Genomic DNA, 13,624 nt, shown 5'->3' on the forward strand with positions numbered 1-13,624 from the left:
ATGCTGTGTGGTTACTCACTAGCACCTCCCTTATCGCATTCCGCCGGTCCGGCAAGAGCCGTTCGCTGCACGCGCGGCGTCAATGGGACTGCAGTATCCACTGCCACGGTGACCTGCACATCATCCGACTGCACCATGCAATCGGGCAATGCGACGCTATTGGATACGGCCAGCTGACCTGCGAACGCGCATGGATCGTCCGCCCACCCATGCCATGCGGCATAGGCGGCATCGAAAGCGATGAGGTCAGCTAGGGAACGTGCCCGGTTTTGGCAAACCACCAGATTGCCAATGCACGCCGTTGCCGAAAGAGCCACCCCAACCAGCATGACCAGCATGACACCGGCCATTGTGCCTGACCCTTCTTCAAGACGTGACATACGTGGCATACATGCCGCCATCGTCGTTCCCCCTCCCGACCGACCGTGTGTGTTATTGCCGCGCAGCCACAGCTTCACCATGCACCCGAGTAGGAGTCACATTCAAAGGCCCTGGCAAAACGGGGCATTCGACCGCCACTCGCACCAAGCTGCCTTCCTGATGCACAGTCACATCCACTCGGCTTCCCACAATATTCACGGCAGCCTGTTGTGCTGCGGATTCATCATCAGAAACCACCAATTCACGCGCGGATGCCGTTGCGGCACTTTGGCAATCCATGGATACCGCAACCACTCGGGTAAGCGTCAGCAACACCCCCGTTATTGCAATGACGCTGGGCAGCACTACCGCGAACTCGGCCGTGGCCGCACCCTCATTGTGCACAGGCGGCAAACGGGCGAGCCATCTGCTGAGACCTTTTCTCATGTTCATTGCCCTCCCGAGTCGCTCACCCGACGTTCAACGCCTTTTTGATCAGATTTGTCAGCAACGTCTTAATGGCATCCGACTTCAGAATGGTGACCAAAAGCGCCGCGAACCCGGTGGCGGCAATCAGCACCACCGCGTACTCGGCTGTGGCCGCTCCTTCTTCCGGCTCAGCCATAAGCGTGCGCATCCGTGCATCCATGAGGCATAGCCGTTCTTTGGCACGGGCGTTGAGCTCTGCGATTTTGGCTTTGCTGTGGGCAAATATGCCCGCTTGACCATCAACGATGATGGGAATGTGCGTGTCCATCGGTATTCCTTTCCCCACGGGAAGGCCCACATCAATCGTGCGCTCTCCTGACTCCGTGCGATAGCGTTTGGCCCTCGCGCCGAACACTGTGACGCGAGGTGAGTTCCACTGTGAAGCAATCCGGCGTGCGGCGCATCAGCGAACAGCACATGTGGTTCCAGCTTGCCAAGTTATCCACACCGCGGCGTGTCACCCACAACAAAAGTGGATAACCACCAGCCATGCGTCATGGCACAACGCAAGACGATGGCACAACGCAAGACGAGACAACCAAAACAGGCCAGAAGAAACCTACATCAGGAAAGAAGCAATTGCTGGAAGCACTCCGACAATGACAAACGCCGGCAAAAAGCACAAGCCAGTCGGCATCAGCAAACGCACGGACAAACGGGCAGCGGCACGTTCTATACGCGCTCGCTCATCCTTATCAAGCTGTTCGACAGCAGCATCGATAAGCACTCCGGGAGAATCCCCTTGCAACCAAGCCGGTTCCAAAGACTCGCGGATCATGCCCAGTGCGATGTCACCAGCACCGCCATCCGTATCGCCATGCTGCCCTGACCGGCCCCGCCGTTTTGCGCCACCCAAACGAGCGGAATGATTCATCCCCGCCGAAGCATCCGCCCCGGCTAAGGCGGCACACCATGCGTCCGACCATGAGACGCCGCGCAATAATGATTCACCCACGCGGCTTAAGCATCGACCGTATGCGCCTCCAACAGCGCGGCCCACAACATCAAGGGCCCGCGGAACCGAGGCTCCTTGCCGCAGGGACACTTGCACCATCCGCAGCACCAGCATGGTCCATGCCGCATCGGCAACCACAACAGGCTCGTCATGATTCGCCCATTGCCCAATGTCAGGCAGACGACTGGCTGCACGCGGCTTCACCATGCTCAGCCAGCATGCGAACGCCGCGCACCCCGATGCAATGCATGTTCCAATCATCTTCGTCTCACCCCGATAGCTGTCAGCCGTCTCGCATCAGGGCGCGCATCCAAACCAGACCGACCACATAGCAGCATCCGCCCGACACCAAACACACTAGGCCGCGTTGAGAACCGAACAAGAACAGCAAGGGGTGAGCTCCCATCAATTCCCCCAACACAACCGCGATTGCCGGCAACGCGCTGAGCAAACCAACCGTGGCTTGAGGCACGGCGAAGGCCTGCGCCCTCATGTTCTGCATCAATCTCATATGCGAGTAGACATCCAATACCGCCTCCAAGCAGGGCACGGCACGGCAGCCCAATTCCTCGCTGACTGTCGCTGCCGCAGCAGCGCCCATGGCGGCACGCACGGACTGCGCGCGTGATTCGTCCGGCAATCGTCGCCGCTCAAACAAGTCGGTCAGGCGTTGTGGGGTCAGCCTGCGCACGGCAAAACGTCCGCCGAATTGCTCCTCGAACGCTTCCACCAGCGTTCCTCCACCTGCCATGCGAGCAATGGCGGAGGCCAATACCTGAGCGATTCCGCTCCTCGGCAATGCTGCTGTCGTTCTACGCCCAGCACCACCTCCGACGTTCGAGTCCCACCCATTCCGGCTCACGAAACCTCCACCAGCACCTCGATTGAGCCTTCCAGAAAGACTCCGCACATCACGCAGACGATCAACAACCCCAGATTGGCGACTAGGCCATATCAGCACAGCGACCATCGTCAGCATCACACACCAGAGCAATATCCCACCCCTAGCTACAGCCCCACAATGCCGCGAAATCACGCCACTGAGGTGAATATCGAGGCTCGCCCGAACCGTCCCAAGCCACCAATGGAACGCCTTGCAATTCACCATACGAGGCGTGCAAAGTGCCGATTTGTGCAATATGCCTACGGCCGTCCACTCGTTCAAGATGCAGCACCGCATCGAAGGCGCCTTCGGCAAGCATGGCCAATGCACGAGGAGCCACCCCGGCCAGTAATCCCAGTGCGATCAAACGCTGCGGCACTTGCGCCACGCTGTTCGCATGCAAGGTGGTCATGCCGCCCCGGTGGCCGGAATTGAACGCCCTCAGCAGATCCACAATCTCCTCGCCACGGCATTCCCCCAACACCACCCGGTCGGGGCGCATGCGCAGCGTGGCTTTCACCAAATCGGGAAGGCCCACCGCACCTTCGCCTTCAACGTTCGCTTCCCTCGCCGCCATGGAAACATGATTCCCATGGCCAAAATCGCCAAGCTCCCGCACCTCTTCCACGGTGACGATACGGTCATTCGCATCACACTGCGCAAGCAACGCCTTTGCCAGGGTGGTCTTGCCCACGCCGGTACCGCCAGTAATCAGCACGGCGGCTCTCTTGCTCACCAGCCCGCTTAGTACCGAAATCCAGCCGGCAGGAAACATGCCCAACTGGGCAAGCCGCTGCAACGATGCCACCTCGCTGCCGGGGAATCGTATGGAAATCGACGCCCCCTGCGGCACTAACGGCGCTATCACCGCATGGACACGCACACCATGCATATTGGAAGCATCGGCAATAGGGCACGCATCATCCAAGCGGCGCCCCAATTGCGCGCATAACTGCACCGCATAATCACGCACCACTTGCGGCGATCGGAATGGCACTTGCAAGATATGCTCCCGCATACCGCTGCCACGATCCGCCCAGACGCGGCCCTCACAAGTCACCGCAATATCAGTGACTCGATCATCTGAAGCAAGCTCATCCAATAACCCGAAAAACATGCCTGCGCGATGCAATGCCGTCATGATATCCCCACTTCAATCAGGCAGCCCGAGCACCAGCGCGAATATCCCGCTCCACCGCATCGGCGAGCGCCTCGATGGCCTTACGACTTCCCTTGGGCACGGATCGGATGCCTAATCCCTCAAGCACATCACCGCACAAGCTGGAAGTCAGACGGATGGGACCCACCACTGCAGCGCTCAGATAATCTTCGGTTTCGGCAACATCCACGCTCCCGCGACCTCGCGGCGTACCTCTCGGTTCGATGCCGACAATATGGGGAATCCCGCATTCCCATGCGGACAATCTGAGCCGATGGGCTTTGGCCCGAGCCAAACCGATTACCGAAAGTTCCGCGGCCATCACCTGCACTCCATGGCGCAAGTCACTCACTGTTTCAATCAGGCCTCCCTGGCCAGCATCTACGATGACAATATCGTGCGTTTCGGCAAGTGCCCGAATCACGGCCTGCACTTCCCACCATTCAGGCTGCCGCGTGCTCCAGGGATCGCACGGCAGCACACGAATACCCTCCCAGTCAATGAGCTCATGACGCAGTGCCGCTCCTTCAATACGGCCCAACGGAGCGTCTATCTGACTGAAACGCAGACCCGGCTCACGCTCGAGGCCAAGCAGCAGATCCAAGCATCCCGCCACGAAATCGGCATCGACCAGCACGCAGCTTTGCCCACGCTCCGTGAGCGTCAGCGCAAGCATAGAGGCCATGACGCTGAGCCCCACGCCACCGTGACCCGAAGTCACGGTCACAATATTGTGCAATGCCACGTTCGTGGAGAACGATTCTTCCGGAGTCCTGTTCGACCGTTTTCTCTCATACGCAGCCATTGGTTGCGGAGGAGGGGTGTAGTAGCGCGGCGGCGGGGAGGGCCCGACCCCAGCGGACTGGGGAGGGGACGAAACGGCCGCTGCCGGAGAGCGAGCAACGCGAACAGTGCGAGAGGATGTGTCGATATTCATAGGGAGATTGAACCGTGCGAGCCAACCTATTTCAACCGAAATCAGGTTCTGTGGTTCCAGCTTGCCGAATTATCCACACCCCGGCATGTTGTCCACCAACAATGTGGATAACACAACAAAGCCCCGTTCCGCACATCACATGCGGAACGGGGCTTGGAAAAGAAACGAACCCTACAGCACCAAAAACTACTTATTAAGGTTCTCGATACCGGATTCCATCGTATCCAGCTGGGAATCGGCAACCGACTCCGGCTTCTTCTTGCCGAACTTGGCCTTCAGCAAACCGATGATGGTGGGAGCCAGCGAAACCAGCAGAATCAGCACGATCACCAATTCGAAGTGATCCTGCACGGCCGGAATATTGCCAAAGAAGTAACCCAGCAGCGTGAACAGCGTGGACCAGCACAGGCCGCCAGCCACCGAGAACGGGGTGAATCGGCTCCAACGCATGCCGGAAATACCGGAGATGAACGGCATGAACGTACGAATGAACGGGAAGAAACGGCCCAGGAACACAGCCAGCGGGCCCCACTTCTCAATCATGTGCTCGGTTTTGGCCAAACGCTCCGGGGTCAAGGCCTTCACCTTGCCGGACTGGATAATGCGGCGGCCGAAGAAGTGGCCAATGAAGTAATTGCACTGGTCACCGATAATCGGGGCGCACCAGACCACCGGCAGCAGCCAGAACAGCGGCAGCGCAGCCTTGCCGGTCGCGGCATCGGGAGCGGCGAACACACCGGCGGCGAACAGCAGGGAGTCGCCCGGCAGGAATGGGAAGAACACCACACCCGTTTCGATAAATACGATGAGGAAGATAAAGCTGAGGGTCGGCGCCACACCCATGGCAATCCAACCGGCAATCGCGGCACGCGGATCCTTCAGCAGTTCGAGGATGAAATTAACGAAGCCCATGTGTTTCCTATGAGTACTAAATCTTGTATTGAGCTGCCAGCCCAATGAACCAGACAGTTATATGCAAACCGTCAAACACCCTACCAGCCGGCCTATAACATCAGGTCGACTGGGGGTTTCCCACACAAACTCCGCAATACAAACGAAATTTCTACTCCCCCAGACGCTGCCGCACAAAGGCGTCCAGCGCGGCCGCATCGATGCCCTCATACGAGTCGATGGAGGCAAACTGGCCAAGGCCGGAAGTGTCGGTGCGAATCCAGCCAGTCTGCGCAATCAGTGTGGCCCCCGAGGCGGCGCCGGAGCGCAGGCCGGATGAGGAATCTTCCATTACCACGCACTTGACCATGTCTTCAGGCGCGATGCCGAGTCTCTCAGCCGCGGCCAGATATGGGGCAGGGCTCGGCTTGTGCTCGTACGGATCATCGCCGCAGACGTAGCCGGCAAGCAATCCATCAGCCTGCTTCATGATGTTCTCGGCCATGCGGCGAGGCGAAGTAGTGACCAGCATGGATGGGATGTCGGCTTCCTTGAGCGAACGCAGCACGTCTTGCACACCAGGAATCCACGGCAGACGTTCGACCTCCGCCTTGAATACATAATCCTTGAGCTGCTTGTCGATTTCGGGAACGCTCAATGTGCAGCCATGCGCAATCATGACCTCCGCCACGTGCGGCACCGGAGTGCCGGAGCACTCCCAACCGAGGTCCTCGTTCCACTCGCCGCCATTGTTGTGCGCAATCTCAATCTCACCGTCATGCCAGAGCGGCTCAGAATCGATGAGAGTACCGTCCAAATCCCAGAACACGGCTTTGAGCAGCATGGTTACCTCCGTTCGCATGACCACACGCCAATCGGCGCTTTTACTCTTGCTGCATTCCATTGCACCAACCGGATGCGACAACCATAGCGCGTCAGCACACCGCTCCTGCACTTCAGCGCATGGTCAAACCACCATCGACGTGCAGACATTGCCCGGTAATGAAGCCGGCCATGTCGGACGCCAACAACGCGACCCCTCCGGCGATGTCATCGGGACGGGCAAGGCGGCCAAGAGGCGTCATGGCAATGATTCGTTCACGAACATCCTCGGTGGCGGCTGCGCTGGATGCGGTTCCGGTCGTCAAACCTGCGGCAATGGCATTAACGGTAATGCCGAAGCCGCCCAGCTCCTGGGCCAGAGAGCGGGTCATGCCGACCAAGCCGCCTTTGGCAGTGATATACGAATGGTAGGGCACGATGGGCGAATCGACCAGATTGCTGGAGATGTTGATGATACGCCCGGAGGTCTGGGCTCGCATCAGCGGCACCACATGTGAGCACATCAGATATGCACCATGCAGGCATCCCTCGATCTGTGCGCCAAACTCATCCCAATCGCCTCCAGCAAAAGTGGAACGGCGACGCGGATCAAAGGAGAAGCGTCCGAAAGCATTATTCACTAAGATGTCCACGCCGCCGAATGAGTCGACAGCGGTACCCACCAGCTTGGAAGATTGCGATTCATCGCAAACATCCGCCTGTACAGCTATAGCCAAGCCTCCCAGTGAGTGGATGTCTTCAACAGTGCGCTGCGCGCTGGCGGCGTCATGTACGTAATTGATAACGACAGCGGCTCCGTGCGATGCCAGGCATTTCGCCACGGCCGCTCCTATGCCCTTGCCGGAACCGGTGATGATCGCTGTTCTGCCATCCAGATTCACCATTGGACGCCGTGCCATATCGCTTTGCTCTGTCATTACCCTTGCCTTTCGCCCTGCTACCAGCCCCTGCTGCCCGCAACGGCACAGGCCTATTCCATATCCATATCGAACGAATCGCTGTACACATCGCTGCCGCGTTCGACATCCACCGCGCGCAACAGATCGATGAGGTTGAAGCCCCCATCATGATGCCAGCCGGATTTCGCCCGATCCATCTCACCGAGCGGACAGATGCGATTCACACCGACCGCGGCCAATATATCTGCAAGACCAAACAGTCTGGTTGAATCCACAGCGACACCGCAGCTCTGCAGCCAGCCACGGCAGGAAGTCAGTCTTCTGGCGGCGTCCAACAAATCTGGCACCGCCACCACGTTGACGGTGCGGTTCAACGGCGACATCAGCGAAGCAACATCCTCGTCGGCACCGCTACCGTCAAGTTCTCGATACAGCACCGACCATGCCGTGCTATGGCCACTGGCGAACACCGCGGCCTTCCCGCCCATCAAGGCTCTCATCTCAGCGTCGGTGCGCGCCCGCTGAATGGCCACGTTCTCGGCGTCACTCAATACGGAGCGCGGATATTTGCGCTGCTGATTCTCAAGCTCGCCACCGAGCAGCTGAGCCACTTCACGAGGGGTGAGGGCTCCATCAGTCTCCACGAACACGGTCTGCGGAGCCAGGCAGCTTTGCTGGTCATATGTGGCGATGTCAACAGCCACACGATGCACGGTATCGGCATAGGTATCAGGGCGCAAAGCCTCTCGGCCAATGAACGCCAACCCGACTTTTGCTCCGTAACCTAGGCAGGGCTTGGATCCGGCGACTTTGCCCGCAATCAATTTGGTAGTCTGCGAAGAACCGTAATCATGTTCGACGACAGGGCGATAGGTAAGCCAATCGCTCCTGCCACGAATACCGGATCAAGCCAAACATTGGAAACGAACACGTGCTGAAAACCCAGCAGTACGTTCTGGGCGGTCAGCTCCTTGCGTATTGACATACGCTTCCTCTCTCTCAACGCGCATATGGGATGCCGAGCCGAACAGAGGAGTTCAACCGTCGCATTCCCTACGCGAGTGTTAGCTCACAGGTTCGAAGGGTTCGGCACATACCGTCTCAGCCTAAAGCACCCCTTACGAATCGGTTTTCGCACGTCACCGTAACAAACCTTGACATCTCCGTCAAGAAAATTCGTGCTTTTTTCGGCAGCTGCCCGATGCGAGATAACAAACAGTTTTACGAATGGAGAAGGAATCGAAGCAATGCGGCCAGACTCACCAACCCCACAGGACCATGGACTTGAAGTCGGCGGGAGTGGAGTTGGAGTCGCCGGTGGCGCCGGCAGCGGTATCGGCGGCAGTATCGCGGCCGGGCAGTTCGCGGGTTTCGCGGCGGATGGCGTTGCGCCAGAGGCGGGCGCGGTTGGAGCGTTGTACCTCCACAATATTGCCGTCACGGCCTGCGGCGAAAACGCTCTCCTGGTCGCCGGTTTGCATGCGTTTGACTTCGCGGCGCAGTTGGCGATTCTCTTCTTCGAGGACCAAAATGCGTGCGATGCCGGAAAGATTGATGCCTTCGTCCTGGCTCAGGCGCTGAGCGCGAGTCAGGCGGGCAATGTCACGCAGGCAATAGCGGCGAGCGCCACCATCCGTGCGCTGCGGACGAACCAAACCGAGGCGGTCGTACTGACGGAGGGTCTGGGGGTGAATGTTGGCCAACTCGGCGGTCTGGCCGACGGTGAAGATGGGCAATTCGATGTCGAAGCCGACGTCATCGGCTCCGTCGAGATCGGCCCTGCCCATCACGAGCGCGGTTGCGCACATCGCGTACAACTGCTTCATCTGGTTGGCTAACCGCACCATTGTTCACCTCCTGTGATTTTGAGAGCCTTCGGTTCGATTCCCGGCTCCCCTCAGAGAGGGGAGCCAAGACCACCCTCAGTCAGCCTTTGGCTGACAGCTCCCACCAGCGGGAGCCAAGATTGCGTTCATTCAGCTTCTGCCAGCGGGAGCCCCTGTTAGTTGAGATAGTCGCCGGCTTTTTCGTCGAATTCTTTGGCGGCGTGCTTGACCGCCAGACCCGGCTTGGCAGGGACCATGATCTGCACACGGCCGATCAGGTCGCCCGGCTGGTTGCCACGCTTGACACCCAGCCCGGCCAACTTGACCTCGGCACCGGAGCTGGAGCCCGCGGGCACCTTGAAGGTAACCAGGTTCCCATCGATATCCTTGGCGTCGACCTTGCCGCCGGCCACGGCCTGGCCTACGGTGACGGGCAGGTTCATGACGATGTCACGACCGCGCATCGAGAACGTGGAATCCGGATTGACGGTGACGTGCAGGTACAAATCGCCGGCCTTGCCGCCGTTGATGCCCGGCTTGCCCTTGCCGGCCAGCTTGATCTTCTGACCGTCCTTGACGCCGGCGGGCACATGAGCCTTGAACTTCTTGCCATCCACGGACAGGGACACGGTCGCACCCTTGACCGCCTGACGAAGGGTCAAGCTGATCTTGGAGTTGCGGTCCTCGCCGTTTTCGGGGCGCGGGGCTTCCTCATAGCCGTAGCCACCGGCGTTACCGTATGCCTGCTGGCCGTAGCCGCCAGCACCCTGCCCCGCGGCCCCACCGAACATCGAGAAGATGTCGTTGAGATTGGGGTTGCCGCCGCCCGAAGTGGAGAAGCGGATACGCGAACCGTTGCCACCGGCACCCTGGCCAAACATGGAGCCGAAGATGTCGGAGAAGCCGGAAGCGTCGAAGCCGCCGGCACCGGAACCACCGGCAAAGCGGGCGCCGCCCATGCCGAACTGGCGAATCGCGTCGTACTTTTGGCGATCTTCCTTCTTGCTCAGCACGTCGTAGGCTTCGGAGATGTCCTTGAACTTCTCCTCGGCTTCCTTGGTCTTGTTGACGTCAGGGTGGTACTTGCGGGCGAGCTTGCGGTACGCCTTTTTGATGTCGTCGTCCGAAGCGTCCTTGGAGACACCAAGGACTTTGTAGAAGTCTTTACTGAGCCATTCGTTTTCAGCCATTCATGTCTCCTTTCTTGAAAAGTCTTTATGGTTGGCTCCCGCTGGCGGGAGCTGTCGAGCGAAGCGCGACTGAGGGTGGTTTATATTCAGTGTTTGACCACCCTCAGTCAGCCTTCGGCTGCCAGCTCCCACCAGCGGGAGCCAAGGTAATGTCAGCTCGTTAGCGAGCTGGCCGTTATCAGTTTTGCGGGGAGGCTACTACTACTCGGGCGGCGCGGATTACGCGGTCGCCGATACGGTAGCCGGCTTCCACCACGGTGTCGACGGTTTCCTTGTCGGCATCGGCATCCGGCTTGTGCAGGATTGCCTCATGCTTGGTGGGGTCGAAGTCCTCGCCCTTTTCGCCGAACTTCTCGACGCCGAACTTCTCGAAAGCCTTGTCGATCTTGGCAGCCACCGCCTTGAACGAATCGTCCATCTCGCTGTTCTCGCGAATGCGGTCGATGTCGTCAAGGGCCGGCAGCAGCGCGGTCAGCACGTCGATAATGCCGTGCTGGCGGAAGCGCTCCTGCTCCTTCTGCGCACGATTGCGGTAGTTGATGAACTCCGCGCGTTCGCGCTGCAGGGCTTCGAGGTAGTCGGCGGCTTCCTTCTTGGCCTTGCCGAGAGGGGTGAGGGTGTCTTCGGAATCGGACTGGCCTTCGCCAGTCTTCTCTCCGGCATCCGACTTCTCTCCCTCAGCTGCGGCAGGAGCCGCGTCGGCTCCTTCATTGGAAGGAGCCTGGGCAGCCGAATCCTGCGCAGAGCCGGACTCGGCGGAGGCGTCAGCCCCTGAAGAGGCCTGAGCGGCCTGGCCGGCAGCCTCAGCATCTGAGGGATCCGGCAGGTCGTTCAGGTAGTCGTCCTTGTTGAACTCGGACATCACTTGTTGTCCTTGTTGTCATCGTCGTCCACGACCTCGGCCTCAACGGTGTCGTCGTCAGAACCGGAGGCGGAGCCAGCGGAAGCGCCGGCCGCACCGGCACCAGCCGCGGCACCTTCAGCACCCTGCTGGGCGTAGAGGACCTGGCCGATCTTCTGAGCGGAGGTCATCAGCTCACCCTGAGCGGTCTTGACCTTATCGGTGTCGTCACCCTTCAGGGCTTCCTTCAGAGCGTTCACCTTGTCGGTGACTTCCTTGACGATGTCGTCGGAGAGCTTGTCCTTGTTGTCGTTGACGAGCTTCTCGGTGGAGTAAGCGAAGGCTTCAGCCTGGTTGCGGGTCTCGGCGTCTTCCTTGCGCTGCTTATCCTCAGCCTCGTGAGCCTCGGCTTCCTTGACCATGCGGTCGATCTCGTCCTTCGGCAGGCCGGAACCACCGGTGATGGTCATGGACTGCTCCTTGCCGGTGCCCTTATCCTTGGCGGACACGTGCACGATGCCGTTGGCGTCGATGTCGAAGGTGACCTCGATCTGCGGGACGCCACGCGGAGCCGGAGCGATGCCGGTCAGCTCGAAGGTGCCCAGTGGCTTGTTGTCGCGAGCGAACTCACGCTCACCCTGGTAGACCTGAATCAGCACGGACGGCTGGTTGTCTTCAGCAGTGGAGAAGACCTCGGAACGCTTGGTCGGAATGGCGGTGTTGCGGTCGATGAGCTTGGTCATGATGCCACCCTTGGTTTCGATACCGAGGGACAGCGGGGTCACGTCAATCAGCAGGACGTCCTTACGGTCGCCCTTGATGACGCCGGACTGCACGGCAGCGCCGACAGCCACAACCTCATCCGGGTTCACGGACTGGTTCGCTTCCTTACCACCGGTGAGTTCCTTGACCAAGTCCTTGACGGCGGGCATGCGAGTGGAACCACCGACGAGCACCACGTGGTCGATGTCGCTCACGGAGATGCCGGCGTCGTGCAGCACGTTGTTGAACGGCGTGCGGCAGCGGCCCAGCAGGTCGGAAGTCATTTCCTCGAAGTGCGCACGGGTCAGGGTCTCGTCCAGGTGCACCGGGGTGCCGTCAGGGGTCATGGCCAGGTACTGCATGGAGATGGAGGTGCTGGTCGAGGAGGACAGCTCCTTCTTGGCCTGTTCAGCGGCTTCCTTCAGGCGCTGCAGAGCGATCTTGTCCTTGGACAGGTCAACGCCGTACTTGTTCTTGACTTCGCCGACCAGCCAGTCGATGACCTTCTGATCCCAGTCATCGCCACCGAGGTGGTTGTCGCCGTTGGTGGCCTGCACCTGAATGGTGGAGAAGCCGTCGTCGTCCTTGCCGATCTCCAGCAGGGAGACATCGAAGGTGCCGCCGCCGAGGTCGAAGACCAGGATGCGCTCGTCTTCCTTGCCCTTCTCCAGACCGTAGGCCAGAGCAGCTGCGGTCGGCTCGTTGATGATACGCAGAACGTTCAGGCCTGCGATCTTGCCGGCGTCCTTGGTGGCCTGACGCTGGGCATCGTTGAAGTATGCCGGGCAGGTGATGACAGCATCGGTGACGGGCTCACCGAGGTAAGCCTCGGCGTCCCTCTTCAGCTTCATCAGAATCTGTGCGGAAATCTCCTGCGGGGTCCACTTCTTGCCGTCGATGTCGACGGTCCAGTCAGTGCCCATGTGACGCTTGACAGAAGAAATAGTGCGGTCAACGTTGGTCACAGCCTGACGCTTGGCCACCTCGCCGACGAGGATTTCGCCGGACTTGGAGAACGCGACCACGGACGGGGTGGTGCGCATGCCCTCAGCGTTGACGATAACGGTGGGCTCGCCACCTTCCAGCGTAGCGATGCAGGAATTCGTGGTGCCCAGATCGATACCAACTGCACGTGCCATAATGTGTGCTCCTTAATTATTCGTTTGTTCTTACGTTGTTCGCTCAAGTTCCTTGGTTGGTTCTTGGGCCTTCCAAAACTTGAGCCTACATCACTCAACTTCTGTTTGGCAAGTTCTATTCCCAAATTTATCACAAAAGTTGAGCGATCTAGGCTCAGGTTTTTTGGAGCGGCTCTGAGACACCCCCAGTCAGCTTCGCCGACAGCCCCCGCCAGCGGGGGCACTCAGCAACTGACGCGGTGTGGACTACTGTTCGGAGCCGTTGTAGATGACTTTGTTTTAGCTTGTCGCTAGAGCGAAGTCATCTGCATGGCCTCGTTGCCAAGGCCAGCTCCAAGTCTCACGCGACTCTCGCCGCCGCTTGGTTCGCGTTTCGCCGGATGCCGCATTGTCCCGCACTCAAGGCGGGTCTGTCTTCCGCTTCCTCCACGCGCGTTTGACGTCTCCGGG

14 protein-coding genes, 3 pseudogenes and 1 riboswitch are annotated in these 13,624 nt (G+C 59.5%); all 17 genes and pseudogenes read right to left on the reverse strand.

Translation table 11 applies throughout. The features are described 5' to 3' along the window. Positions 1 to 11: 11 nt before the first annotated feature. Entirely contained in the window at positions 12 to 389 is a 378-nt protein-coding gene (locus NBH12_RS02580) for an Rv3654c family TadE-like protein (RefSeq protein WP_025262679.1), read from the reverse strand. A 43-nt stretch (positions 390 to 432) separates the two neighbouring features. After that, positions 433 to 813, reverse strand: coding sequence for a TadE/TadG family type IV pilus assembly protein (locus NBH12_RS02585; RefSeq protein WP_003828001.1), 381 nt, complete (start codon positions 811 to 813; stop codon positions 433 to 435). 16 nt (positions 814 to 829) lie between these two features. After that, a complete protein-coding gene (locus tag NBH12_RS02590; RefSeq protein ID WP_014483306.1) occupies positions 830 to 1,117 on the reverse strand; it encodes a DUF4244 domain-containing protein in 288 nt (95 codons plus the stop codon). Between the two features lie 291 nt (positions 1,118 to 1,408). Next, a complete protein-coding gene (locus NBH12_RS10905; RefSeq protein ID WP_065453975.1) occupies positions 1,409 to 2,065 on the reverse strand; it encodes a tadC protein in 657 nt (218 codons plus the stop codon). A 22-nt stretch (positions 2,066 to 2,087) separates the two neighbouring features. Further along, on the reverse strand, positions 2,088 to 2,555 hold the full coding sequence (locus tag NBH12_RS02600; protein WP_003827998.1) for a hypothetical protein: 468 nt from the start codon (positions 2,553 to 2,555) through the stop codon (positions 2,088 to 2,090). A gap of 253 nt (positions 2,556 to 2,808) precedes the next feature. Continuing rightward, positions 2,809 to 3,828, reverse strand: coding sequence for a TadA family conjugal transfer-associated ATPase (locus NBH12_RS02605; protein WP_080989042.1), 1,020 nt, complete (start codon positions 3,826 to 3,828; stop codon positions 2,809 to 2,811). 16 nt (positions 3,829 to 3,844) lie between these two features. Then, positions 3,845 to 4,651: a P-loop NTPase gene (locus NBH12_RS02610; protein WP_052829311.1), complete on the reverse strand. Its 807-nt coding sequence runs from the start codon at positions 4,649 to 4,651 to the stop codon at positions 3,845 to 3,847. Between the two features lie 318 nt (positions 4,652 to 4,969). Then, positions 4,970 to 5,695, reverse strand: a complete 726-nt coding sequence (locus NBH12_RS02615) for a DedA family protein (RefSeq protein ID WP_052829310.1) — start codon at positions 5,693 to 5,695, stop codon at positions 4,970 to 4,972. Between the two features lie 151 nt (positions 5,696 to 5,846). Further along, a complete protein-coding gene (locus NBH12_RS02620) occupies positions 5,847 to 6,518 on the reverse strand; it encodes an HAD family hydrolase (protein ID WP_049137545.1) in 672 nt (223 codons plus the stop codon). 112 nt (positions 6,519 to 6,630) lie between these two features. Then, the gene (locus NBH12_RS02625; protein WP_217296683.1) at positions 6,631 to 7,401 is read right to left on the reverse strand and encodes an SDR family oxidoreductase; all 771 of its coding nucleotides are present in this window, start codon (positions 7,399 to 7,401) and stop codon (positions 6,631 to 6,633) included. Between the two features lie 86 nt (positions 7,402 to 7,487). Then, a pseudogene (locus NBH12_RS02630) lies at positions 7,488 to 8,264 on the reverse strand (acyl-CoA reductase); the annotation flags it as partial. After that, positions 8,255 to 8,401 (reverse strand): annotated as a pseudogene (locus NBH12_RS02635) (xanthine permease); the annotation flags it as partial. The pseudogenes NBH12_RS02635 and NBH12_RS02630, both read right to left, overlap by 10 nt. A gap of 47 nt (positions 8,402 to 8,448) precedes the next feature. Then, positions 8,449 to 8,545, reverse strand: a riboswitch (TPP riboswitch). A gap of 130 nt (positions 8,546 to 8,675) precedes the next feature. Further along, a complete protein-coding gene (locus NBH12_RS02640) occupies positions 8,676 to 9,263 on the reverse strand; it encodes a heat shock protein transcriptional repressor HspR (RefSeq protein WP_025221026.1) in 588 nt (195 codons plus the stop codon). 155 nt (positions 9,264 to 9,418) lie between these two features. Continuing rightward, positions 9,419 to 10,432 carry a DnaJ C-terminal domain-containing protein gene (locus NBH12_RS02645; RefSeq protein WP_003827989.1) on the reverse strand — a complete coding sequence of 338 codons (1,014 nt, stop codon included), beginning with the start codon at positions 10,430 to 10,432 and terminating at the stop codon, positions 9,419 to 9,421. A gap of 178 nt (positions 10,433 to 10,610) precedes the next feature. Then, on the reverse strand, positions 10,611 to 11,294 hold the full coding sequence (grpE, locus tag NBH12_RS02650; RefSeq protein ID WP_016462079.1) for a nucleotide exchange factor GrpE: 684 nt from the start codon (positions 11,292 to 11,294) through the stop codon (positions 10,611 to 10,613). Then, positions 11,294 to 13,174, reverse strand: coding sequence for a molecular chaperone DnaK (gene dnaK / locus NBH12_RS02655; RefSeq protein WP_003832444.1), 1,881 nt, complete (start codon positions 13,172 to 13,174; stop codon positions 11,294 to 11,296). The genes grpE and dnaK overlap by 1 nt, the downstream gene beginning before the upstream one ends. A 290-nt stretch (positions 13,175 to 13,464) precedes the next feature. Further along, a pseudogene (locus NBH12_RS10910) lies at positions 13,465 to 13,624 on the reverse strand (IS607 family element RNA-guided endonuclease TnpB); the annotation flags it as partial.

It is taken from the genome of Bifidobacterium sp. M3-N-101, assembly GCF_023656805.1.
Classification (GTDB): domain Bacteria; phylum Actinomycetota; class Actinomycetes; order Actinomycetales; family Bifidobacteriaceae; genus Bifidobacterium; species Bifidobacterium breve.